20 protein-coding genes are annotated in these 23,020 nt (G+C 67.6%); 12 read left to right on the top strand and 8 right to left on the bottom strand.

The features are described from left to right. Positions 1-180 precede the first annotated feature (180 nt). Both KXC42_RS20870 and KXC42_RS20865 read left to right on the top strand, forming a co-directional pair. Complete coding sequence (locus tag KXC42_RS20870; protein WP_064852270.1) at positions 181-1,515, top strand: cytochrome P450; 1,335 nt, start codon at positions 181-183, stop codon at positions 1,513-1,515. A gap of 360 nt (positions 1,516-1,875) precedes the next feature. Next, on the top strand, positions 1,876-2,598 hold the full coding sequence (locus KXC42_RS20865; protein WP_019290816.1) for a M23 family metallopeptidase: 723 nt from the start codon (positions 1,876-1,878) through the stop codon (positions 2,596-2,598). Positions 2,599-2,697: 99 nt separating this feature from the next. On the opposite strand, the gene KXC42_RS20860 is transcribed toward KXC42_RS20865, so the two are convergent. Then, positions 2,698-4,668 (bottom strand): M13 family metallopeptidase, encoded by a 1,971-nt coding sequence (locus KXC42_RS20860; RefSeq protein WP_094979993.1) that lies wholly within the window; start codon positions 4,666-4,668, stop codon positions 2,698-2,700. A 112-nt stretch (positions 4,669-4,780) separates the two neighbouring features. On the opposite strand from KXC42_RS20860, the gene KXC42_RS20855 reads away from it, so the two are divergent. Next, positions 4,781-5,986, top strand: coding sequence for a serine hydrolase domain-containing protein (locus KXC42_RS20855; protein WP_219129528.1), 1,206 nt, complete (start codon positions 4,781-4,783; stop codon positions 5,984-5,986). A 158-nt stretch (positions 5,987-6,144) separates the two neighbouring features. Here the strand turns inward: KXC42_RS20855 and KXC42_RS20850 are convergent, their stop codons facing one another. The 4 genes from KXC42_RS20850 to KXC42_RS20835 all read right to left on the bottom strand — a co-directional run bounded on the left by KXC42_RS20850 (position 6,145) and on the right by KXC42_RS20835 (position 9,762). Beyond that, entirely contained in the window at positions 6,145-7,068 is a 924-nt protein-coding gene (locus KXC42_RS20850) for a PaaI family thioesterase (RefSeq protein ID WP_019290818.1), read from the bottom strand. Between the two features lie 173 nt (positions 7,069-7,241). Continuing rightward, the gene (locus KXC42_RS20845) at positions 7,242-7,853 is read right to left on the bottom strand and encodes a DUF1707 domain-containing protein (protein ID WP_006553741.1); all 612 of its coding nucleotides are present in this window, start codon (positions 7,851-7,853) and stop codon (positions 7,242-7,244) included. Positions 7,854-7,906: 53 nt separating this feature from the next. Then, positions 7,907-8,563: a response regulator transcription factor gene (locus tag KXC42_RS20840; RefSeq protein WP_019290820.1), complete on the bottom strand. Its 657-nt coding sequence runs from the start codon at positions 8,561-8,563 to the stop codon at positions 7,907-7,909. After that, the gene (locus KXC42_RS20835) at positions 8,560-9,762 is read right to left on the bottom strand and encodes a sensor histidine kinase (protein WP_219129527.1); all 1,203 of its coding nucleotides are present in this window, start codon (positions 9,760-9,762) and stop codon (positions 8,560-8,562) included. Before KXC42_RS20835 ends, KXC42_RS20840 begins: the two co-directional genes overlap by 4 nt. A 116-nt stretch (positions 9,763-9,878) precedes the next feature. Here KXC42_RS20835 and KXC42_RS20830 point away from each other — a divergent pair, with 116 nt between their 5' ends. Further along, the gene (locus tag KXC42_RS20830) at positions 9,879-10,412 is read left to right on the top strand and encodes a hypothetical protein (RefSeq protein WP_039585044.1); all 534 of its coding nucleotides are present in this window, start codon (positions 9,879-9,881) and stop codon (positions 10,410-10,412) included. Positions 10,413-10,530: 118 nt separating this feature from the next. Beyond that, positions 10,531-10,989, top strand: a complete 459-nt coding sequence (locus tag KXC42_RS20825) for a VOC family protein (protein WP_064060482.1) — start codon at positions 10,531-10,533, stop codon at positions 10,987-10,989. A 9-nt stretch (positions 10,990-10,998) separates the two neighbouring features. Here KXC42_RS20825 and KXC42_RS20820 read toward each other — a convergent pair whose 3' ends face one another. Further along, positions 10,999-12,018 carry a sigma-70 family RNA polymerase sigma factor gene (locus KXC42_RS20820; protein ID WP_219129526.1) on the bottom strand — a complete coding sequence of 340 codons (1,020 nt, stop codon included), beginning with the start codon at positions 12,016-12,018 and terminating at the stop codon, positions 10,999-11,001. A 186-nt stretch (positions 12,019-12,204) separates the two neighbouring features. Between KXC42_RS20820 and KXC42_RS20815 the strand changes: the two genes are divergently transcribed. The 7 genes from KXC42_RS20815 to KXC42_RS20785 all read left to right on the top strand — a co-directional run bounded on the left by KXC42_RS20815 (position 12,205) and on the right by KXC42_RS20785 (position 19,579). Continuing rightward, complete coding sequence (locus KXC42_RS20815; protein WP_051121662.1) at positions 12,205-13,641, top strand: AarF/ABC1/UbiB kinase family protein; 1,437 nt, start codon at positions 12,205-12,207, stop codon at positions 13,639-13,641. A 113-nt stretch (positions 13,642-13,754) separates the two neighbouring features. After that, complete coding sequence (locus KXC42_RS20810; protein WP_219129525.1) at positions 13,755-14,564, top strand: crotonase/enoyl-CoA hydratase family protein; 810 nt, start codon at positions 13,755-13,757, stop codon at positions 14,562-14,564. A 39-nt stretch (positions 14,565-14,603) separates the two neighbouring features. Next, positions 14,604-15,761: an acyl-CoA dehydrogenase family protein gene (locus tag KXC42_RS20805; protein ID WP_006553733.1), complete on the top strand. Its 1,158-nt coding sequence runs from the start codon at positions 14,604-14,606 to the stop codon at positions 15,759-15,761. A gap of 2 nt (positions 15,762-15,763) precedes the next feature. After that, positions 15,764-16,795, top strand: coding sequence for an AMP-binding protein (locus tag KXC42_RS20800; RefSeq protein WP_219129524.1), 1,032 nt, complete (start codon positions 15,764-15,766; stop codon positions 16,793-16,795). Further along, positions 16,792-17,400 (top strand): TetR/AcrR family transcriptional regulator, encoded by a 609-nt coding sequence (locus KXC42_RS20795; protein WP_230826499.1) that lies wholly within the window; start codon positions 16,792-16,794, stop codon positions 17,398-17,400. Before KXC42_RS20800 ends, KXC42_RS20795 begins: the two co-directional genes overlap by 4 nt. After that, the gene (locus tag KXC42_RS20790; protein WP_219129523.1) at positions 17,397-18,542 is read left to right on the top strand and encodes an acyl-CoA dehydrogenase family protein; all 1,146 of its coding nucleotides are present in this window, start codon (positions 17,397-17,399) and stop codon (positions 18,540-18,542) included. Before KXC42_RS20795 ends, KXC42_RS20790 begins: the two co-directional genes overlap by 4 nt. Beyond that, entirely contained in the window at positions 18,539-19,579 is a 1,041-nt protein-coding gene (locus KXC42_RS20785) for an acyl-CoA dehydrogenase family protein (RefSeq protein ID WP_019290827.1), read from the top strand. The genes KXC42_RS20790 and KXC42_RS20785 overlap by 4 nt, the downstream gene beginning before the upstream one ends. A 113-nt stretch (positions 19,580-19,692) precedes the next feature. Here the strand turns inward: KXC42_RS20785 and KXC42_RS20780 are convergent, their stop codons facing one another. Next, positions 19,693-22,305, bottom strand: a complete 2,613-nt coding sequence (locus KXC42_RS20780) for an AMP-binding protein (protein WP_373922168.1) — start codon at positions 22,303-22,305, stop codon at positions 19,693-19,695. A 224-nt stretch (positions 22,306-22,529) separates the two neighbouring features. After that, positions 22,530-22,952: an STAS domain-containing protein gene (locus KXC42_RS20775; RefSeq protein ID WP_052039944.1), complete on the bottom strand. Its 423-nt coding sequence runs from the start codon at positions 22,950-22,952 to the stop codon at positions 22,530-22,532. Positions 22,953-23,020: the final 68 nt, after the last annotated feature.

Below are 23,020 nucleotides of genomic sequence, written 5' to 3'. Positions count from 1 at the left end.
CGTTTGCGCGCCTTGAAGACAGTTGCATGCCGTCCGAAGGCGTGCTTCTGTCCGCGGACCGTGCAAGCCTACTCGTTCCGGGGTTGCGGTGATCTCCCTCTGCGGGTCCGGACGGACGTTTGGATGTGCTCCCGACGGGAAGCCTTCACAAGTCCTGCCCCTCCGACGCCGGGAGCACCTGTGCCTGCAACGACCGCGACCGTTTCGCCCACCGACGCCGCTCGGCTCCTCGGGCAGGTGGCCGTGCCGTTCGTGGCGGTGGGACCGATCGCTCGTCGGCGTTGGGCGATGAAGTTGCTCGAGAAGAACCAGTCCGATGCCGGCGTGGTCCGCCTGGTCGCCGATCTACGGAAGCGGCACGGTGACGGACCGGTGGTCGTGCCGATCCCCGGCCGCACCCTCGCGATCGTCCTGACACCCGAGGATGTGGACCGGATCCTGCGCACCGACACGGCGTCGTTCACTGCGGCCAACAAGGAGAAGGTGGCCGCACTCAGCCCGTTCCAGCCCAACGGTGTGCTCATCTCCCGAGGGGACATCCGCGCCCAGCGACGCGCGTTCAACGAGTCGGTCCTCGAACCGGAACACGCCCTGCACCGTCTCGCGGCCGAGTGGGTTCCCGTGATCGAGCAGGAGGCGCAGAATCTGCTCGAGCACGCGAGGTCGCGCGGTGAACTCGACGCTCCTGATTTCGTGAAGACCTGGTGGCGCCTCGTTCGGCGACTCGCGTTCGGCGACGCCGCCCGCGACGACGAGAGCATCACCGACCAGTTGTGGACGCTGCGCTCGAACGGGAACTGGTCGTTCGCGCATCCGCTCCGGCACCGCCTGCGCGATCGGTTCACCCAGAACCTGCACCGTCATGTCACGGCGGCTCCGTCCGAGAGTCTGGCCGGGGTGGTCCGGGACCTCGCAGCGCCGGCGTCCGTCGACCCGATCGGGCAGATGCCGCACTGGTTGTTCGCGTTCGACGCCGCAGGCATGGTCAGCGCCCGAACCCTGGCGGTGTTGTCGACCCATTCCGAGCAGCGTCTGCGCGTCGAGTCGGAATTGTCGGGAACCGAAGCCGGGACACCGCAGGTCTACGAGTACCTGCGGGCCTGCGTGCTGGACACGACCCGGCTGTGGCCGACCACTCCGGTGATCCTCCGGGACTCCGTGGAAGAGACCACGTGGAGCGACGGTGCGAGTGGTATCTCCACGATTCCCGCCGGTACGGGCTTCGTGATCCTGTCCTCGGCCTTCCACCGCTCCGACGACCTGCCGTTCGCCGACACCTTCGAACCCGAGATCTGGCTCGACGGCCGCGCCGAGCGCTATCCCGCGCTCGTGCCGTTCAGCGCCGGACCGACGGTGTGCCCCGGGCGCAGCATCGTGCTGTTCGCGGCGAGCACCTTCCTTGCGACTCTGCTCCGGTCCGCCGAGTTCACCGTGGTGTCGGATATGAAGCCGGATCCGGCGCGTCCGCTGCCCGCGACGTTCGACAATTTCGGTCTGCGTTTCGCGGTGCGGTAGGGCTCTCTCGGCTGGGGCCGCAATACCGCCTCGATACCCCCTCGGAGATCGTTTCCCCGTTATCCGATGGCGTGACGTCACTCACGGTTCACCCCGGTTTTGCGACCAACGCGTGAGGTCGATGGTGTCGATGTGAATCGAGTAGGGAAAATCGGGCGCTTTTTGTCCGATACCGGTCGGTTTGGAGTCAAGGCGACACGCTGAGTTCGTCAAAGGTCGAAGTACTCTGTGATGGAATCGTGACCCTTTCGTTACCGAGGGCCTGTCCCAGAGGAAACTGCTGTGATCCGAAATCCTGAATCCACCCACACCCGAAAAGCTACCGATCTGCGACGGCGCGCAACCCGCGCCGGCAGGTGGATGGCAGTCGCGGTCCTCGCGAGCGCCGTCACCGTCGGCGGAACGACGGTCGCGAACGCCGCAGGCGACCGGGTCCGCGTCGAGTCCGCCACCGCATGGACGGGCGCCGGGGAGAACCTCTCGACCGCACCGCAGGTGCTGAAGGTCGCCGGTGTCGACGCATCGCACTACACCGAGAAGCTGAACCGCGCCGCCGAGAGGGAAGCACAGCGTGTCGCCGAGGCGATCGCTGCCCAGGAGGCAGCACAGCGTGCCGAGGCCGAGCGGATCGCCCGCGAGGCCGCCGAGCAGGCCGCTCGTGAGGAGGCCGCGCGTCGCCCCGCGCTCGCCTTCCCCGCTGCAGGAACGCTGACCTCGGGCTACGGTCCGCGCTGGGGGACCAACCACAACGGTATCGACGTCGCCAACTCGATCGGCACGCCCATCCTCTCCGTCACCGACGGCGTCGTGATCGAATCCGGTCCGGCCTCGGGCTTCGGCCTGTGGGTGCGCATCGCGCAGGACGACGGCACGACCGGTGTCTACGGCCACATCGATCAGTCCCTCGTCTCGGTCGGCCAGCACGTCCGCGCCGGTGAGCAGATCGCCACGATGGGCAACCGCGGCCAGTCCACCGGCCCGCACCTGCACTACGAGGTGTGGCAGCCGGGCGGCGCCAAGGTCGACCCCATCCCGTGGTTCCACGCGCGCGGCGTTCCGGTGCCGAGCTCGCACCTCGGCTGATCCGGTAGGCGACAGCCCGAGAACGGCCCCCGAAACGAACGCCCCCGAAACGACCACTGCCCCGACGCTGTCCGCGTCGGGGCAGAGTCGTGCGTGGAGTTACCAGATGCGCACGCGCTCCGAAGGATCGAGATACAGCCTGTCGCCCTCGGTGACGTCGAACGCCTCGTAGAAAGCGTCGATGTTGCGGATCACGCCGTTGCAGCGGAACTCCGGCGGCGAGTGCGGGTCGACGGCGAGGCGTCGTGACGCCTCCTCGTCGCGAACCTTCGTACGCCACACCTGCGCCCATCCGAAGAACACGCGCTGCAGGCCGGTCAGGCCGTCGATGACCGGCGCGGGCTTGCCGTCGAGCGCGATCTCGTAGGCCTTCAACGCGATCGACAGGCCACCGAGATCACCGATGTTCTCGCCGATCGTGAAGCTGCCGTTGACACGCTGTCCGGGAAGGGCCTTCGGCTCGAACTCGTCGTACTGCGCGATGAGGGCCGCGGTGCGCTTGCCGAACTCCTCGCGGTCCGAATCGGTCCACCAGTTCTCCAGATTGCCGTCGCCGTCGTACTTCGCGCCCTGATCGTCGAATCCGTGGCCGATCTCGTGCCCGATGACCGCGCCGATACCGCCGTAGTTTGCGGCGTCGTCGGCATGCAGGTCGAAGAACGGGGGCTGGAGAATCGCGGCGGGGAAGACGATCTCGTTCATCCCCGGGTTGTAGTAGGCGTTGACCGTCTGCGGGGTCATGAACCACTCGCCGCGATCGACCGGACCACCGAGCTTGCCGAGATCGCGGTCGTATTCCGCGGCGTACCCGCTGCGGTAGTTGCCCACCACGTCGTCCGGGGTGATCGTCACAGCGGAGTAGTCGCGCCAGGTGTCGGGATAGCCGACCTTGGGGGTGAACTTCTCGAGCTTGCGCAGCGCGGCCTCGCGCGTGGCCGGGCTCATCCATTCGAGGTCGGTGATGGACTGCCGGTACGCCTCGGTGAGATTGTCGACGAGCACCTGCATGCGCGTCTTCGCCTCGGCGGGGAAGTGCCGTTCGACGTAGAGCTTTCCGACGGCCTCGCCGAGCAGGTCCTGCACGAGCGACACACCGCGCTTCCAGCGGTCGCGGATCTCCTGCGTACCGGTGAGCGTGCGGCCGTAGAACGCGAAGTTCTCGTCGACGAACGCCTCGGACAGGTACGGAGCCCGCGCGCGCAGCACCCGCCACACCGCCCAGGCCTTCCAGTCGTCGAGGTCCTCGTCGGCCCACAACGTCGCGAACGTCTCGAGGAAGCTCGGCTGACGAACGACGATCTCGGCCCACTGTTCGGTGGTCGCGCCGGTCGCGGTGATCCATCCCGTCCAGTCGAACTGCGGAAGATCGGTGCGCAGCGAGTCGAGGGTGAGCAGGTTGTAACTCAGGTCGGCGTCGCGACGCTTGACGACGTCCCAGTGCCCAGCGGCCAGCCTCGTCTCGAGCGCGACCACCTTCGCCGCGTCGTAGGGCAGGTCGGCGAGGGCGAACATCCGGCCGATGTGGGCGGTGTACTGGTCACGGATCTCGGCGTAGCGGTCCTCGCGGTAGTACGACTCGTCGGGCAGCCCGAGCCCGCCCTGCGAAACGTGCATCAGGTACCGCTCGGAGTTCTTCGAATCGGTGTCGACGTAGTGTGCGAGCGCACCCGTCACGCCGGCGCGCTGCAACCCGCCCAGTACTGCCGCGAGCGCGGCGCGGTCGGCAGCGCCGGAGACCGCCCGGAGTTCCCCGCGGATCGGATCGAGACCGGCTGCCTCGATCGTCGCGGTGTCCATGAACGAGGTGTACAGGTCGCCGATCTTCTGGGCGTCGGTGCCCGGCTCGGCGCCGGACGCCGCGGCCTCTTCGATGATGGTCCGCACGTCGACCTCGGCCTTGTCGGCGAGCGTGCGGAAGGCTCCGTCGAGCGCGCGGTCGGCGGGGATCTCGTGTTCGGCGAGCCATCGGCCGTTCACGTGTTCGAAGAGGTCGTCCTGGGGGCGGACCCGTTCGTCGACGTGTCCGAGATCGATGCCGGAGCGAATCTCCGAGTTCTGCGCGAGGGTCATGCTCCCATCCTTACACCGGAAGGACAGGTCGTGCAGTCACCCTGCGGACCGGACCGCCGCGGAAGTGGGAGAACACCCTCGGGAGCGTTTACATACTCCTACCATCGCCCTCATGACCGAAGGTTCCACGACGGAGCCGCCCGTGGCGACCCCGTCCACACAGATGCTGGTCGATCCGCGCTTCATGCCTGTCGCGGATCTGTTCTTCCGGATGTTCTACAAGCCGAGCCAGGGCGGCGGCGCTCTCGCCTGCTGTCTCCACGGCGAACCCGTCCTCGACATCTGGGCGGGCTGGGCCGCGCGCGACAAGCGGTGGACCCGCGACACCGTGGTGCTGTCGTTCTCCACCGGCAAGGGGGTGGCCAGCACGGTGGTGCACCGCCTCGCCGAGCGTGGCCTGCTCGACTACGACGCAGCCGTGGCCGAGTACTGGCCGGAGTTCGCCGCGGCCGGCAAGGAGACGATCACCCTGCGACAGCTCATGTCGCATCGCGCCGGACTGCACAGGTCCCGCGGTCTCGTGCCCGGCAGGGAAGGACTGCTCGATTCAGAGGCGGTGGCCGCCGCGCTCGCCGCCTCCCCACCCGATCCACGACGTTTCCACGGGCCGGGTTATCACGCCGTCACCTACGGCAACCTCGTCGCCGAGATCGCATCGCGCGTGACCGGGGTGTCCTTCCAGGAACTCGTGCGCACCGAGATCGCCGAGCCGCTCGGCACGGACGAGTTCTGGTACCACGTGCCCGAGGACCAACGGCACCGCATCGCCCGGGTGTTCCCCAAGGTCAACTTCCTGCCGGCACCGTGGACGACGGCGTCGGCGGTGCTGTCGCACGCGCCGGGCGTGCGGGGTCTCGCCGAGGCAGGCATGGCGGAGGGCTTCGACGAGTTGATGCGCAGTCCGTCCGCGCACGACGCCGTCATGCCGGGATGGAACGGTGTGTTCACCGCCCGGGCCCTGGCCCGCATGTACGCGGCGATCGCGAACGGCGGAGCGATCGACGGTGCCCGCCTGTTGAAGGAGGACACCGTCGGCCAGTTGCTCGAAGTGCAGACCCGGCGACGCGACTACGTCCTCGGCATCCGGCCCAACTGGCGGCTGGGTTACCACCCCGGATGGGTCGCCCTGAGGCAGCAGCCGCTGCGGTCGGTCGGCCACTACGGCTTCGGCGGCTCGGGAGCGTTCGCCGACCCGGAGACCGGACTGTCGGTCGCGTTCGTCACCAACCGCATGGGCAACACCTTCACCACGATCTCCGACGGCCGGTTCCCGAGGCTCGGCGCCGCGGCGGTGACGGCCGCGCGCAGAGCAGCGTGATCAGACGTCGACACCCACGTTGACCGCGGCGAGGACCCGGTCACCCTCACGTGCGGTCCTCGTTCATGATCTCTCCTCCGTGCGTCCTCGTTCCGACCATCGTGCGTCGGGACGCTCGAGGCACGGTGCGAGAGAGCTGGGAGATTCCCGCGAATCCGTTACGCGCGGGGGAACAGCTGGACGTTGGCGTGTGCGCGCACGTAGACGGTGCCGTCGGCGGCGCACAGCGTCGTCTCGAAGGACGCGAGTCGCCGTCCGGCCCGCACCGCTTCGGATCGCAGTTCGATGACCGGCCCGGGGACGGCGGGCGAGCGGAGGTAGTCGAGGCCGATCTCCAGCACGCGATAGTCCTGATCGATGCCGGTCAGCGTCTGTGCGGCCAGGCCGGTGACGGCCTCCGCCATCGACACGAGCACACCGCCCTGCACCGAACCGATCACGTTGGCCATCCACTCGCGCGGCGACAGCCGGGCCTGCACGACGCCGCGCTCGGCGGCTGTCACCTCGAGTCCGAGCAGCCCGGCGAGCGGTCCGCGCGGAAGAGTCCCGGTGGAGATGCCCGTGACGATGTCGAGGCCGGGCAGTTCGGCCAGGATCGCCACATCGGACCACGGTTCCGGCTCGTCCCGCTCCGGCACGGCCTCCGACGCCTCGGCGCCGAGTTCCATCGGCGTGCGCCCGACGACGATGGAGCGGCCGACCAGGTGCGCGACGAGAGCACCCTGCTCGTCGCGCACGTCGGTGCCCGACACGGCGGTGGACTCGTCGAAGAACAGGCTGCTGCCGTGACCGACGAGGGCCCCCGAGGCGGGGAAGGGGTGGGCGAGCGTCGCCGTCACGTGCGACAGCACGCTCTGTGGTCGCTCACCGGTCTCCGCGAATCGCGCGATACCGGCGGGTGCGCCCGCGGCGACGTCGGTGAAGACGCCGATGGAGGCGAGCGTGGTCTGCCCGCGGTGGTCGAACAGGTGCGATCCGACGGACTGGGTGACCGAGACCGACGCGTCGTCGGCGACCTCGATGCCGACGCCCATGAAACGACCCGGACGATCGACGGTGAACTGTGCGGTCTCGATTGCCATTCCTTGCTTCTACCAGGAACAGCGCAATAAAGAGCAATCGGGGAGTGGTTCGTCCCGGTCCGCGATCACCGGTCGACCCCGCTCTGCGGTCACCCCTCGGCTCAGCTCCGTGACTGTCGGTCGCTTCAGCCCCGTGACTGTCGGTCGCTTCAGCTCCGTGACTGTCGGTCGCTTCAGCTCCGTGGCGTCTCCGGACCGCGACGACCCTCGAGTTCCCGGATCCGCTTCGACGCCTCCTCGAGCCGCTTCTTCCGTTCGGCGGCCTCCGACTTCTTGAGCTCTTCGTAGACCTTCTCGTCGTCGTCGCTGTACTTCAGGATCAACCGCGGAACGCTGAGCGTGACGATCAGCGACGGCCACACGATCCACGCGTAGCTCCAGTCGAGAGCGATCTGCAGGACGAGGAAGGTCACGAGCGTGACGCCGATGATGATCCAGTCCAGCGTCTCGACCATGCTGCCCCGTTCGCGGAGCGAGGCCAGTTCGTCCTCCGGGGACTGGGGTGCCGTCGCAGAGGAGCTGTCGTGGCTGACCGCCGGCGCGGAGGAGTCGTGGGTCATCCGGATGTGACCGTCGACCTGTTCGAGGGGAACACCGCCGGGTAGCCCCCGGAAGGAGGGGAGCAACGCCGAAAACGTTCGCGCCGAAGATATCTCTCCGGATCGTTCGTAGAACTCGGCGCTGTCGAGCCGGCCCGCGGCGTAGTGTTCGCCGAGTGCGTTCAACGCGTGCATGCGTTCGGCGTCGCTGAGCAGCAGGTCGTCGTGATCGGAAGTGCCGGTCATTGTTTTTCCCGCGCTTTCGGAGTCGGTTGTCGAATCCTGGTGCATCCCCGATCCTAGAGCTGATGGTCGGGCATGTCCCGGGCGAGGATGGCCGCCTGGATCCGCGATTGCAGCCCGAGTTTGTGGAGCACCCGGGCGACGTGTGTCTTCGCCGTGTTCTCACCGATGCCGAGGCGGGTGGCGATCTGGCGGTTGGACAATCCCTCGCCCAGGCACGTGAAGACCTCCTGTTCGCGTGCGGTGAGGGCGTCGATATCCGGACCGTCCGGAACATCCTCCCGCCGAGTCGATTTCGAGACGAACGCGTCGATGACGGTTCGCGTGATCTGCGGTGAGAGCACGGACTCCCCGGAGTGCACCGCCCGGATCGCGTCGAGCATGGCATCCGCCGAGGCGGTCTTGAGGAGGTATCCGGCCGCTCCGGCCCGAAGACTCTCGAAGACGTACTCGTCGATCTCGAAACTCGTCAGCACCAGCACCCGGGCACTCGTCTCCTCGGTGATGGTGCGGGTCGCGGCGATCCCGTCGACGTGCGGCATGCGGATGTCCATGAGGACGACATCCGGGGCGAGGGCGCGCGTCTGCGACACCGCGACGGCACCGTCGGCGGCTTCGCCCACCACCTCGATGTCCTCGCTCGTGTGGAGCAGGAGCCGCAGGCCCGCGCGGATGGCGCTGTGGTCGTCGGCGAGCAACACCCTGATCGTCACGTCGTACTCCTGTTCGCGATCGGCAGTTGCACGTATGTCCTCCATTCGTTCCCGTCGCGACCGGAGCGGGCGTACCCGCCCACCGCGGCGGCGCGTTCGGCGATGTTGCGCAGGCCGTGCCCGGCGCCGCGGGCCGGTGACGGGTCCGGGGTGTCCGGGTCGCCGATCGGGTTCACCACCTCGATCCCGAGGCGGCCGTCGGCGTCGTCGAAACGAAGGGTCACCGGCCGTCCGGGTGCATGCTTGACCGCGTTCGTCAGGGTCTCCTGGACGATGCGGTAGGCCGTGAGATCGACCTCCGCGTCGAGGTCTGCGGGTGGACGACCGTCGATCCGGACGGAGGTGCCGGCGGCGCGTGCGGAGGCGGTGAGCGGTTCGAGGTCGGCGAGGCGACCCGCGGTGGTGATCTCGTCGGTGTCGTCGCTGCGCAGCAGACGCACCATCGACTGCATCTCCTGCAGGGCGGCCACGCTGCCGGAGCGCACGGACTCGAGCACGGTCAGCGCTCGGTCGGGATCGGAATCGCGGAGGCGGAGCGCGGCCTCGCTCTGGATCGCGATCGACGACAGGTGCCCAGCCACGACATCGTGCAGGTCGCGGGCCAGACGCTGCCGCTCGGTGGTGATGGCGGCGCGACGGTCCAGTTCCGCGACCCGCGAGAGAGCCTCGGCGCGTGCCCGTTCGATCTCGGCGGCGTCCCGATGTGTGCGGACGGATCGGGCCCACCAGATCGGGACGACGATCACGAGCGCGGCGATCGACACGGCCCATACGACGATGCGCAGTTCTCCGAAGTACACACCGAGCGCGACGGCGCCGACGACGATCGGGACCAACGGGGCGCGTTCGAGGAAGCGACTGGTCCGCGCCGAGCCGAAGAGCGTTGCGGTGTACAGCAGGTCGCCGTATGCGATCCAGACCGGCAGCGAAGGGCCGACGACGAGGTCGACCAGTACCGGAACCGTGCCCAGCAGGAGTGCGAGAAGCGGTCGTGTGCGACGCATCGTCATCGGTGCACACACGCACGCGAGCAGAACCAGCCACACCCACAGCGGCTGCGGCGGCCGGTCCTCGACGAGCACACCGAGATCCAGGGCGTACAACAGCGAGCCACCCGCGAAGTACGCGAGGGCGACGAGCAGGGAGTTGTAGCGCGGGTTCACGAATCCCACTCGAATCTCGGATTCACGGTTGTCCACGGCAACGATTCGACCACAACCGGGGGAGGATCAGGGTCGGCGTCACCCGAAGTGATGAGGCATTTGCCGCCCATCGGGCGACGCGCGCGGGGGGATGTGCGCGCGATTCTGAGGTCATGTTCAGCCACATCGCCGCTTTCATCGTCGGGTGCGAGATCGCGTTCTGGGTCGTGCTCGCGGCCGGCCTCGTGTGCCGGTATCTGCTCCGGCTCCGGAGGACGGGCACGGTGCTGCTCGCCCTGATCCCGCTGATCGACGTCGTTCTGCTCGCGGCCGTCGCGGTGGATCTGCACAACGGGGCGGAGGTCGGCTGGGTCCACCGCGCCGCGGGTATCTATCTCGGTGCGAGTGTCGCCTTCGGGCCGAGCGTCGTCCGGTGGGCCGACCGGCGGTTCGCCTATCACCTCGCGGGTGGTCCGAAACCGGAACGCGCTCCGAAGGAGGGCCCGGAGGCCTTCCGCAAGGAATGTGTGGACTTCGGGCGATGGCTGCTCGCGGCCGGGATCAGTGCGGCAGCCGTGCTCGGGCTCGGGTCGACCGTCGCGAACGGCGAACAGGCCTCGGCGCTGTACGGAATCTTCCCCACCCTCGCCACGATCACGGTGATCTGGCTGATCACGGGCCCGGTCTGGGTGCTCGGTAAACAGTGACGACCACACCGCGCCGAGAAATCTCGGGGTGCGCGATGAGTTCTCACGGGGCGGCCGGTCTGTATCGGTGACACCCGCACCGCGTCCCGCACAGGACGGGCCGACCACAGGAGAAACCATGTCGCGCATGCTGTTCGTCAATCTCGCCGTCGAGAACATCACCGCCACCCGCGCATTCTTCGACACGCTCGGATTCACGTTCGACGAGTCGTTCTGCGACGAGAACGCCGCCTGCCTGAAGATCAACGATCAGACCTACGTGATGCTGCTCGAGAAGCAGATGTTCCGGATGTTCACCAACGACGACATCTGCGACACCACGAAGGCCCGTGAGGTGCTGATGTGCGTGTCGGCCGACAGTCGCGACGGTGTCGACGCGCTCGTCGACGGCGCGATCGCGGCCGGTGGCAGCGAATGGGTGACGACCGGCGCGCAGAAGGCGCAGGAGGAGATGGGGGACTACGCGTACCAGCGGGCGTTTCGCGACCTCGACAACCACGTCTGGGAGGTCATGTGGATGGACATGGCCGCCGCTCAGCAGGCCGATGCTACGGAAGCTGCGCCTGCCGAGGCGTGACCTTCGACGTCAGCGGGCTGCCGGGTCCTCCGGCAGCCCGAACCTGGCGAACAACCCGGCGGTGTCGTCGGAGAAGAAGACGGTGGCGTGCGCGACCCTACCGTCGACGATGTCGAGCACCTGCAGTTGGAAAGGGCGGTGGCGGTCGTCCTCCCCTCGCATGTACAGCCCGAATGCCGGCTGGCCGTTGGCCACGGTGGGAAGCAGCACCTGGTCGCCGGGGCCCTTCGCGGGGCACTGGTGCTTGATGAGGGTGACGATCGCGTCGGGGCCCTGGTACCAGCCCTCGAAGGGCGGCATCTCCCAGACGGCGTCCTGGGTGAGCATCTCGACGAGCGAATCGATGTCGTACTTCTCGAAGCCGTCGACCCAGCGCTGCAGCAACGCCTTGGTCTCGGTGCTGTCGGGTTCGGCGAGGTCGTCGTCGCGGACCTGGGCGTCTTTCAGCTGCGCACGTGCCCGTTGCAGAAGGCTGTTGACCGCCGCCGTCGACGTGTCGAGCGCGGCTGCGACCTCGGTGGCGCGCCACTGCAGGACCTCGCGGAGCAGCAGGACCGCGCGCTGACGAGCGGAGAGATGCTGCAGGGCCGCGACGAAGGCGAGGCGGACGGAATCGCGGGAGGCAGCGATGGTGGCGGGATCCGACGGATCGTCGGTGGCGTACCCCACGGGGAACGGCTCGAGCCACGGCACCTCGGGGCGGGTGACCAGATCGTCGGTGGGATCGGAGCTGGGCGCGCCGAGCCCGGTGGGCAACGGCCGGCGACTGCGGCCTTCGAGCGCCGTCAGGCACACGTTGGTGGCGATCCGGTGCAGCCACGTGCGCAGTGAGGAGCGGCCGCCGAAGTTCTCGTAACCGCGCCAGGCGCGCAGGTAGGTCTCCTGGACCAGGTCTTCCGCATCGTGCAGCGACCCGCTCATGCGATAACAGTGGGCGAGCAATTCGCGACGGAACGGCTCGGCGAGTTCCATGAAATCGGTCGACGTCGATGTCGAACCGGCAGATTCTTCGAGCAGTTGTTCGGTCATGAGCGCGATACCCCCGGCTGGTCGGACCCGAATCCGCTACCCGTCAGAGAGTAGTCGGGGGCACCGACAGAAGACAGATGATCGCCGGGTCTCGATCGGGGGGCCGGATACAGGTACCGTGCACGAAGTCGCGCCGAGGTGAGCGCGTGGTGGACGGAGTGGGGACAGGTCGTGCACGAGTACACGCTGCGCGAAGGCGTATCCGGAGCGCGGGGTCACAGCAGGCCCGAGCGCAACGGGCCCGTCGGCCCCTTCGCCGACGTCCTTCCACCCGGGGCACTGGACGTCGAGCGGCCTCCGCTCGACCGGTTCGGGCCGGCCGAGCTCGGACGGGCCGTGGTCGTCGCCGCCGTCCTGATCGCCTTCGTGGTGTGGGCGGTGTTGCGGTGGACCGTCCGGCCCCGGCAGCACAGCGTCGTCGAAGCGGCCGCGCACGGCACCGTCGACGCCTTCGAACATCTCGGGCCGACCTTCGTGAAGCTGGGCCAGCTCATCGCGTCGTCACCCGGACTGTTTCCCGCGGCCCTCGCCGACGCGTGCCTGCGCATGCTCGACGACGTGCCGACCTTCCCTTCCGAGCAGGCCCGCGCGGTGATCGAGGAGGATCTCGGACACCGCATCGACGAGATGTTCGAGTCGTTCGACGATGTGCCGCTCGCCGCGGCGTCCGTGGCCCAGGTGCACGGGTGCGTGCTGCGCGACGGCCGACGGGCCGTGGTGAAGGTGCAGCGACCGGGGATCGCGCACCGCATGCTCGTCGATCTGCGCGCCGCCTACATGGGCGCGAAGCTGCTGCAGCTCTTCGAGTTCTTCCGTATCGCGAACACTCCGGGGATCATCCGCGATCTCTACAACGCGACGATGACCGAGCTCAACGCGGCGGTCGAAGCGGATCGTCAGGATCGTTTCCGCCGCAACATCTCCGCGTTCGGCGACAACGTCTACGTCACGGTGCCCGAGGTGTACTGGCAGTGGTGCGGTCCGCGGGTGATCTGCATGGAGCGCCTGCAGGGCAAGCCCGTCGACCGGGTGGTGCCGGGCCAGGACGATCTCGACACCTCCCTGCTCGTGCGCCGCGGAGTGAAGGTGTGGATGGAGGCGGTGCTCTGTCACGGCCCGTTCCACGGCGACGTGCACGCGGGCAATCTCTGGCTGCTCGACGACGGACGTGTCGCGCTGCTCGACTTCGGCATCGTCGGCGAACTGCCCGAGAAGTGGCGCGCGCTGCTGCGGGCGTTGTTCCGCGCGGCCCTGCTCGACGGGGACTTCACGGCGGTCGCGCAGAGTGTGCGGGCGCTCGGTGTCGCCGCCGATCTCGACGTCGACGACGCGGCGGTCGGCCGGCAGGTTGCCGAGATCTTCGGTCCGCTGCTCGGTCAGGACGTGGGGGAGTTGCGGCTCAGCGAACTGATCGGTGCGCTCGTCTCGCTCGGCCGCAAGTGGAACACGTCGACGCCCGAGGAACTCGTGTTGTTCGGGAAGCAGCTCGGATATTTCGAGCGCTACGCGACCGCGCTGGCGCCGGGCTGGGTGCTCGGCCGCGATCCCTTCGTCTTCCGGAACATCTTCCCGGACGAGGTAGCCATAAGAATCGCCGAATCGAACGTGAGCCTGCCCGACTGAGCCACGAGCCCGTTCGGTCTTTACAGGATCCGACCGGCCCCGTAATTTGAACGATCGTTCGACCAAATTATGGTGCGAGCCACACATTGGCTACCGGAAGGACCGCGACCGCAATGGCAACTTCGCAGGACGTCGTACTGAGCATGCGCGACGGAAACGTCGTGACCTGGACGATCAACCTTCCGGAGGCGCGCAACCCGATCTCGGGTGACGACGTCGTCGACCGTCTCGTCGAGCTCGTCGAGGAGGTCAACCGCGACATCGACACCCGCGTCGTCATTCTCACCGGCGCCGGATCGGCCTTCTCCGCCGGCGGCAACGTCAAGGACATGGACGAGCGTCGCGGCATGTTCGGCGGCAGCCCCCACGCCCTGCGCGAGGGTTACCGCCGCGGCATCCAGCGCCTGCCCCGCGCTATCTACCACTGCGAGGTCCCGATCATCGCGGCCGTCAACGGACCCGCCGTGGGCGCCGGCTGCGACCTCGCGATGATGTGCGACATGCGGATCGCCTCGACGAAGGCGTTCTTCGCGGAGAGCTTCGTCAAGCTCGGCATCATCCCCGGCGACGGCGGTGCCTGGCTGCTGCCGCGCGCGGTCGGTGCGGCACGCGCCGCCGAGATGGCCTTCACCGGCGACCGCGTCGACGCCGCGACGGCCCTCGACTGGGGCATGGTCTCGCAGGTCGTCGAACCCGAGCATCTCCTCGACGCCGCGAACGCGCTCGCCGCCCGCGTCGCCGTCAACCCCCCGAACGCACTGCGAATGACGAAGAAGCTGCTGCGCGAGGGTCAGCGCGTCGATCTCGACACGCTCCTCGAACTGTCGGCCTCCTTCCAGGCGCTCTCGCACCACAGCGAGGACCACCGTGAAGCCCTCTCGGCGTTCCTCGAACGACGCACCGGCGACTTCACCGGCAACTGACCTTCCCCTCTCCTTGCCCCACACCCCGGAGGACAAGCCATGCAGCGGACGATCTTCACCGAAGAACACGAGCAGTTCCGGAAGATGGTGCGCGACTTCATCGAACGTGAGGTCGCGCCGCATCGCGAGGAATGGGACGAGATGGGTCGCCCGCCCCGCGAGTTCTTCCGCCGGCTGGGCGAACTCGGCATCCTGGGGATCCAGGTCCCCGAGGAGTTCGGCGGAGGGGGCGAGTCCGGCTTCAAGTTCAACACGATCGTCTTCGAAGAGGTTGCGCGCGCCGGAGTCTCGTTCGGCTCCTACACCGTGCACGCCTGCCTGATCCTGCCCTACCTGCTCGAGTACGCGACCGAGGAGCAGAAGCAGCGCTGGCTGCCCGGCTTCGCCGACGGCTCGATCATGACCGCGATCGCGATGACCGAGCCCGGCACCGGCTCCGACCTCGCCAACATCGCGACCTCGGCGAAGCTGTCCGAGGACGGCAAGCACTACATCATCAACGGCGCGAAGACCTTCATCACCGGCGGCGTCACCGCCGACCTCATCCTCACGGTCTGCCGTACGAGTCCGTTCGATCCTGAGAACCGCCGCGGCGGCCTGTCGATCATCGCGGTGCCCACCGACACCGAGGGCTTCGCGGTAGGCCGCAAGCTCGACAAGATCGGCCTGCACCAGCAGGACACCGCCGAGCTCTCGTACACCGACGTGAAGGTGCCGGTCGAGAACCTCCTCGGTGAGGAAGGCGCGGGCTTCGGCTACCTCACCCACAACCTGCCGCAGGAGCGTCTGAGCATCGCTCTGAACCAGGTCGGCTTCGCCGAGGCCGCCATCGCCCACGCGATCGCATACACCAAGGAACGCAAGGTCTTCGGCAAGCCCGTCGCCTCGTTCCAGAACACCAAGTTCGTGCTCGCCGAGTGCTCGGCCGAGACCCAGGCCGCGCGTGTCTACGTCGACCACTGCCTCGAACTGCTCGACCGCAAGGAACTGACGGTCGCCGATGCGGCCCGCGCGAAGCTGTTCTGCACCGAGGTCTCCGGTCGCGTCATCGACAAGTGCCTGCAACTGCACGGCGGCTACGGCTACATCACCGAGTATCCGATCGCCCGGCTGTACGCCGACACCCGCGTGACCCGGATCTACGGTGGCACCAGCGAGGTCATGAAGACGATCATCTCCAAGGATCTGGGGCTGTAGGCATGTACCCGGGCCGTTACGCCGCCGTCGCCCCGGATCGGCCCGCCGTGCACGAGGCCGCGACCGGCCGGACACTCACCTATCGGGAGCTCGAGGGCGCGTCCGTCCGGTTCGCGCACTGGCTGCGCGCACACGACGTCGGGAAGGGCGACCACATCGCGGTCGTCACCGTCAACGACGCCACTGCGTTCGAACTATACTGGGGGGCAGTTCGTTCGGGCGTCTACGTCACCTTCGTCAACACGCATCTCGCTCCCGTCGAGGCGGCCTACCTCGTCGACGACTGCGACGCGAAGGTGCTCGTCGTCTCGGCGCCGCTCGCCGACCTCGCCGAGGCGATCGTGCCGCTCACCCCGAAGGTGACGCACCGTGTCGCCTTCGACGAGAACACCGTCTACCTGTCGCCGGCACCGATCTACCACGCCGCGCTCTTGCGGTACGGCGTGTCGACGCAGGCGCTCGGTGGCCCGGGCACACTCGGCCTGGCGCGCATCTGCGACGAGAACGGCAATCGGCTACCCACCGGCGAGATCGGCACCGTCTACTTCGAGCGGGACGACTTCTCGTTCGAGTACCGCAAGGATCCGGACAAGACGGCGTCCACCAGGCACCCTTTCGAGAAGAACTGGTTCACCACAGGCGACGTCGGATATCTCGACGAGGACGACTATCTGTTCCTCACCGGAAGGGACAAGTTCACGATCATCTCGGGCGGGGTGAACATCTACCCGCAGGAGATCGAGAACGTCCTCGCGCTGCACCCATCGATCGCGGATGTCGCGGTGGTCGGCGTGCCGGATGCGGACCGCGGTGAACGTGTCGAAGCGTTCGTGCAGCTCGTCCCCGAGGCAGAGGGATCCGACGACGCCGAGGACGACATCATCGGGTTCTGCCGGGAGCGCCTCTCGCGTTTCAAGTGCCCCCGGCACGTGCGGTTCGTCGACGAACTGCCGCGCACGCCGACGGGCAAGATGGTCAAGGGCAGGCTCGGCGAGCTGATCGCGCAGTACGCCGATACCGGAGCGTTGTCGTGAGAGTGCTGTCGCCGAAGCAACGCGTCTTCATCGAGGCGGGCCGGAAAGAGTTCGTGCGCAACGGATACGGCTCGTCGTCGATCCGGGCCATCGCGCAGGAGGCAGGCGTGAGCCTGTCCGCCCTGTACTACCACTACAAGAACAAACAGGATCTGCTGCTGGCGATCCTGCTCGACGGCGTCGACACCTACGACGCGGTCTGTGACGCCGAACTCGCCCGCGTCGGCGACGATCCGGTCGAGCAGATCCGCGCGTTCGTCAAGGGGAACGTCATCTTCCGCACGCAGTTCCCCGAGCAGGGACGCATGATCGCGACGGAGGTGCGCAATCTCGAACCCGAGGGTGCGCTGCTGTACGAGGAAGGCCGGCGTGCCGGCCGAAGGCGGATCCGCGACATCATCGATCGCGGTGTCGCACAAGGTGTCTTCACCACGAAGTATCCCGACGACTGCCGCCGATCGATTCTGGCGATGGTCTCGGCTATCGCCAACTGGTACGACCCCGCGGGTCCGGACGGCCCGGACGAGATCGCAGAACGCTACGCGGACCTGTCGCTGGCGCTGTTGTGTCCCACCATCACCGGTGGAGAAGGAGATCAACGATGAGTGCACGACTCGTACCGAGGGCGGGTACCCCCGACCCGGCACTGACGGAACTCCGTGCCGAGGTACGGGCGTTCCTGAAGGAACAGATCGACGCGGGCGTGTTCACCCCAGGCATCGACACCTGGCTGACGCGATGGAACCCCGAGTTCACGCGCGCACTCGCCGCTCGCGGTTGGGTCGGCATGACGATCCCCGTCGAGTACGGCGGACACGGACGAACCTTCATGGAGCGCTTCGTCGTCACCGAGGAGCTGCTCGCGGTGGGCGCGCCGGTCGCCGCCCAGTGGGTCGCCGACCGCCAGGCCGCACCGTCGCTGCTGAAGTACGGCACCGAAGAGCAGAAGCAGCGGTTCCTGCCGGGCATCGCGGCCGGTGAGATCTGCTGGGCCATCGGAATGTCCGAGCCCGACTCCGGATCCGACCTCGCGAGCGTCAAGACGAAGGCCACGCAGGTGGACGGTGGGTGGCGGATCTCCGGCACCAAGTTGTGGACGTCCGGGGCCCACCACGCCGACGCCTTCTTCGGCCTCGCGCGGTCCGCCCCGCTCGATCCCGCGCACCGCCACGACGGGCTGAGCCAGTTCATCGTGCTGCTCGACTCCCCGGGCGTGACCATCCGCCCGATCCTGTCGATGTCCGGCGACCACCACTTCAACGAGGTGCTGCTCGACGACGTCTTCGTCCCGGACGACCTGGTGCTCGGACAGATCGGCGCCGGCTGGGAACAGGTGACGAGCGAGCTCGGTTACGAGCGCAGCGGTCCCGAACGTTTCCTGTCGACCTTCGGGGTGCTCGAATCCCTCGTACACGGTGTGGCCGACGGCAGCGTCGAAGCGGACACCCGCATCGGAGCGACCATCGCGCGCATCGCGGGTCTGCACCGCATGTCCACCGCGGTCTCCGAGTCCCTCGAACGTGGCGAGAACGCCGAACTCGCGGCGTCGGTAGTGAAGGTGCTCGGCACGAAGACCGAAGGGGACCTGGCGGATCTCGCCGACGAGGTCGCGGGATACACCGCGGCCGACGCACATCTGGCCGAGCTCGTCCGGGCAGGAGTCATGCAACGACCGGGCTTCACACTGCGCGGCGGCACGAGCGAGATCCTCCGCGGGGTCATCGCACGAGGATTGGGGATGAGATGAGCGGGCAGGACGCACTGCAGTCGACGGAACTGCGCGACTTCGCACAGATGCTGTCCGAGGTGTTCACCTCGGGCGACGACCACCGCATCGGTGACGTCGTCGAACTCGATCGTGCCCTGTGGAGCACCCTCACCGAGCTCGGCCTCGATCGGCTCACCGGTTCGGAGGACAGTGGTGGAAGCGGCGCGGGATGGCTCGAAGCCGCCCTGCTGCTCGAAGCTGCCGGCAGTGCTGCTGCTGCCGTGCCGGTGGCCGAGAACGATCTGCTCGCGGGTTGGCTCCTCGAGCAGGCAGGCCTCGAGGCGGTGCCGGCCGTGCGTACCGCCGCGGTGCTCGACGCCGACGGCCGCGCACGCCACGTGCCGTGGGCCCGGTTCGCGGACTCGATCGTCGTGTTGTGGGAGTCACCGCAGGGATGGCAGGTCGCCGAGGTCGCTCGCGGCGATGTCGAGATCGTCGAGGCCGTGAACCTGGCGGCGGAGCCCCGCGACCACGTGTGCGTCGACCTGTCGGCACTGTCGGGACGTGACGTTCCGGCGGGCACCGCCGACGAGTTCCGCTACCGGGGCGCGCTCGTCCGTGCGCTGGCCACCGCGGGTGCGATGGATCGGGTTCTCGAGCTCGTCGTCGATCACACCACTGCCCGCGTGCAGTTCGGTCGTCCGCTGGCCAAGTTCCAGGCGGTGCAGGCGCTCGTCGCCGACATCGCCACCGAGGCCTCGCTCGTGCACGCCGCCGCGGATGGTGCGGTCGATGCCGTTCTCGCCGGCGGTTTCGATGACGCGTCGACCCGCTTCGCGATCGCGGCGGCCGCGTCGTGTGCCGGGCATGCGGCGTCGGTCGTCGCCCGCAACGCGCATCAGGCGCTCGGTGCGATCGGCTTCACGATGGAACACGAGCTGCATCGGCACGCCAACCGGATCCTGTCGTGGCGCAGCGAATTCGGCACGGTCGCGTCGTGGGATTCCGAACTGCTCGCCGCGGCCGGTGAAGCCGGGGACGTGTGGGCGTTGATCACGGGTGGCCCGGCACGCTGACGAGCACGAGACATGTCGGTGCATGCTTCAACGCGGTCTTATCGATGTCGTTCACAGGGGCGAGGACTGCACACCACGCGTCCCGGGATCTTCGAACCAGTAGCAGTGACAGTTCACGCCACCGGGGATCTCCCCGGCATCTCCGCAGCGTGGGACGGGGGCGAACCACTGCTGGTACCGGCCGGATTCGGATCGGATTTCGCCCGCGCAGCACCGACCCGTCGACGCAGAGCAAGGGTGACCGTCACGGCTTGCCAGAAGAGAATGCCGACCAGAATCGACAGGGCGAACGCCAACCAGGGATGGTCCTCTCGCAGCGGCAGATACACCTGGAAGTGCGTCAGGTAGATGTAGAGCGACGCGCTCGCCAGCACCCCTGCGATCCGGCTCAGCACAGGTGGGCAGGGAACGGACTCGAGCCACACCAGCAGGCCCAGCCCACCGATGACGAGAAGTTCTCGCTGGAGATCACCCGAGAAGTATCCGGGCACCGTGGCTGCGATCACCGCCGTGACGATCATTCGGTGCCACACGGTCGTCGACGTAGCGGCAGCCCAGCCCAGGGCGAACAACCAGAAGACCATCGACGCGCTCAGAATCAGATTGTTGCCGTCCCCGAGCTCGATCACGCGGTAGCGGGGGAGCAGACCCACACCCACCAAGGCCATCGCGAACCAGAACGAGTGCCTGCGCTCAACACGGTCGATGAGCGGGATGGACAACACCGCGATGACTACGAGCAGGATGTACACGATCGCTTCGATGAACCAGTACCGCCATTCGGGCGTCCACCCGTCGGGGCCGAGAATGCCGTTGAGCAACAACGCACTGGTCACGAGATAGTCCCCGGTCAGTGCGATCACGACGCCGAGCCACACCATGCTGGGTACGGCAATTCGGGCGACGCTGCCCAGGACATGCCGCACCCGTTCGGTACGGGGAGTGGCGAGATGAAAGCGTGCGAAGTTGTATCCGGCGACCCCCAGCAGCACATGCGCGCCGCCGAGAACCCCGAACAACCGGATGTGCGAACCGACGATCAGCACGATCGCAACAGCGCGGAGCAGCACGTTGGTCTCGACCGCCCGCCACCATCGTCGCCGGGGCGTAGGCACGAAATCCTTGATCGCGGTGGTGTGCCAGTTCTGGGGTAGATAGCCGAGCATGCGCTCGAGCCGCAGAGACATCTGCACATAGGACAGCGAGTCGCCGCCCAGGCTCACGAACGAGCTGTCGTCGGTGACCTGCCCACTGTGCAGCACCTCGGCATACAGGGTCCGCAGGGCGGCCGTGTCCACGACGGTGCTCTCTGCCTCGGGTGAATCGGGCGTCGCGTGGTGCACGAGCTCGGCCACTGCCCGAAGGTCGGGTTTGCCCGTGCCGGTCCGCGGAAGCTCGTCGACGAGACACACACGCACGGCCGCGACGGGAAGACCACAGGCCCGTGCGCTCGCGGACCGGATCGCCTCGAGATCGCTCGCACCCTCGACCGCCACGATCATGTCGTCCGTCCCGCCGACACAGCATGCCGTCAGTCCCTGTTCGGCGAGGGTCGACTCGACCTGCTGCAGGTCGATCCGTAGCCCGAAGATCTTGAGGAAACGGCTGCGTCGGCCCACCACCTCGTACACGCCGCCGTCGATCTGCCGCGCGAGGTCGCCGGTCCGCAGTTCACCCTCGAGGACGTCCCCGAGACCCAGATCCTCGGGCGTGTGCGCGTAGCCGAGCATCACGTTCGGCCCCGTGTAGATCAGTTCACCGGTGCCGTCCGGAGCGTCCGGTATCGGCTCGAGCCGGAAGGATCCACCGGGAACAGCTCGTCCGATCGACTGCGGATAGTCGGAGGCGAGTTCCGGAGGCAGGTACGCCATCCGTGCGGTCGCCTCCGTCTGCCCGTACATGACGAAGAAATCCCAGCCCCGCTCACGGCCCGACTGCGTATAGGCGCGGACCCGATCCGGTGAGAGTCGACCGCCGGCCTGGGTGATGTAGCGCAGGTCGGGTAGGTCCAGTTCGTCGAATCCGAACCGATCGAGCAGATCGAACGTGTAGGGCACGCCGGCGAAGCTGGTGCCGCGGTGGTCTCGGAACAGCTCCCAGAACGCCGGGTCGGTCACCGAGCGGCTCGTGAGGATCACTGCGGCTCCGCGCAGTAGGTGGCTGTGGATGACAGAGAGCCCGTAGCAGTAATGCATCGGCAGCGTCGTCACTGCCCGGTCGGTACTACGGATGTCGAGGTACTCCGCGATCGACTCTGCATTGGACTGCACGTTGCGATGGGACAGGCGGACGAGTTTCGGGGAGCCCGTCGAGCCGGAGGTGCTCAGCAGCAGCGCCAGGTCGGGGTGCAGTACATGCGCAGAACCGTCACCCCGTTCCTCGATCGTCACGGTCCCGTCGATACTGCGCACCACCACGTCGGGTCGGTATGCGGCGATCAGGCCTTCGAAGGCTGCGGGGTGGTCGCCCGGCGCCAGCAGAACCGGATGTCCGGCGAGTAGGGCTGCAAGGTAGACGACAAGAACATCGATCTCGTTGGCACCTGCGATCAACACCAGTCGGCGGGTGTTGCCCAGCCGGGCAGTTGCCCGATGGACTCGGTCGGCCAGGTCGCTGTAGGTGACGGTTTCCTGCTGGGTGATCAAGGCTGGGGCGTCACCGAAGTCTTCCAGATGGAGGACGAAACGCACGCGACGATGTTCCTTGCGGAAGAACGGGCTGAGCACCGATAGAGTGTAAGGGCTGCCAAACCTGACAACCGAGGGCTTGAATTGGCCTTTACCACCACCTTATGGGGTTCGCCCCCCCACACACACATGTCGCCGCGGTCGTGGGTGGATCCGATGCTGCAGTCGTGTCCGAGGTGTCGCGACGCGCGCACGTGGCGGGCGCACTGCTACAGCAGTCGGTTGCACGCCGGCCGGACGCCGTCACGCGCCCCTTGCTGTGATCAGGCAGCGGGTGCTGTGCCCGCGTCGCAGGGTGCGGCATCGGCTGTGACGTCGAGGTCGGGAGCGAGGATGTCGAGCAGCATGCGCACCTGGCGTGTGGGTGCGACGACGTGGAAACGGCCGGGCCGGATGTGAACGGCATCGGCGAGCATCGAGGCGACCTCGGAGTACATGAAGGTCACCTCGGACAGGTCGACGACGACGTGGTCGCCCGAGTGTGCGAGGTCGCCGAGAGTGGAGGCGAACTCCGCTCGGGCGGTCATGTCGAGATCTCCCTTAGCCCGCAGGACGCTGCAGCGACGGGAGGGCGAGTGGACGTCGAGACGGTAGCGCGGTGCTCGGGCGACCGTCTCTGCACCGACTCGTGAGAGTGCGCCGGTGTGGGTGACGATCCTGCGGGTGGTGCTCGTACGTGTGCTCATTGCGGTCTCCTGTCGGCGTGGATTTCGTGCCGTCCGGTGCGGGCTGGATCACGAGCAGACGGTCGGCC

Origin of the sequence: Rhodococcus sp. LW-XY12, from assembly GCF_019317345.1 — a bacterium.
Lineage (GTDB): Bacteria > Actinomycetota > Actinomycetes > Mycobacteriales > Mycobacteriaceae > Rhodococcus > Rhodococcus pyridinivorans.
This window is presented reverse-complemented; position numbering and strand designations above follow the sequence as displayed.

Bases quoted from the DNA above. Each gene is read 5' to 3' on its own strand.
- KXC42_RS20790 (WP_219129523.1), top strand. From the start codon at position 17,397: ATGAGTGCACGACTCGTACCGAGGGCGGGTACCCCCGACCCGGCACTG.
- KXC42_RS20800 (WP_219129524.1), top strand. From the start codon at position 15,764: ATGTACCCGGGCCGTTACGCCGCCGTCGCCCCGGATCGGCCCGCCGTG.
- KXC42_RS20820 (WP_219129526.1), bottom strand. From the start codon at position 12,018: ATGACCGAACAACTGCTCGAAGAATCTGCCGGTTCGACATCGACGTCG.
- KXC42_RS20775 (WP_052039944.1), bottom strand. From the start codon at position 22,952: ATGAGCACACGTACGAGCACCACCCGCAGGATCGTCACCCACACCGGC.
- KXC42_RS20785 (WP_019290827.1), top strand. From the start codon at position 18,539: ATGAGCGGGCAGGACGCACTGCAGTCGACGGAACTGCGCGACTTCGCA.
- KXC42_RS20850 (WP_019290818.1), bottom strand. From the start codon at position 7,068: ATGGCAATCGAGACCGCACAGTTCACCGTCGATCGTCCGGGTCGTTTC.
- KXC42_RS20860 (WP_094979993.1), bottom strand. From the start codon at position 4,668: ATGACCCTCGCGCAGAACTCGGAGATTCGCTCCGGCATCGATCTCGGA.
- KXC42_RS20805 (WP_006553733.1), top strand. From the start codon at position 14,604: ATGCAGCGGACGATCTTCACCGAAGAACACGAGCAGTTCCGGAAGATG.
- KXC42_RS20845 (WP_006553741.1), bottom strand. From the start codon at position 7,853: ATGACCGGCACTTCCGATCACGACGACCTGCTGCTCAGCGACGCCGAA.
- KXC42_RS20810 (WP_219129525.1), top strand. From the start codon at position 13,755: ATGGCAACTTCGCAGGACGTCGTACTGAGCATGCGCGACGGAAACGTC.
- KXC42_RS20830 (WP_039585044.1), top strand. From the start codon at position 9,879: ATGTTCAGCCACATCGCCGCTTTCATCGTCGGGTGCGAGATCGCGTTC.
- KXC42_RS20825 (WP_064060482.1), top strand. From the start codon at position 10,531: ATGTCGCGCATGCTGTTCGTCAATCTCGCCGTCGAGAACATCACCGCC.
- KXC42_RS20855 (WP_219129528.1), top strand. From the start codon at position 4,781: ATGACCGAAGGTTCCACGACGGAGCCGCCCGTGGCGACCCCGTCCACA.
- KXC42_RS20865 (WP_019290816.1), top strand. From the start codon at position 1,876: ATGGCAGTCGCGGTCCTCGCGAGCGCCGTCACCGTCGGCGGAACGACG.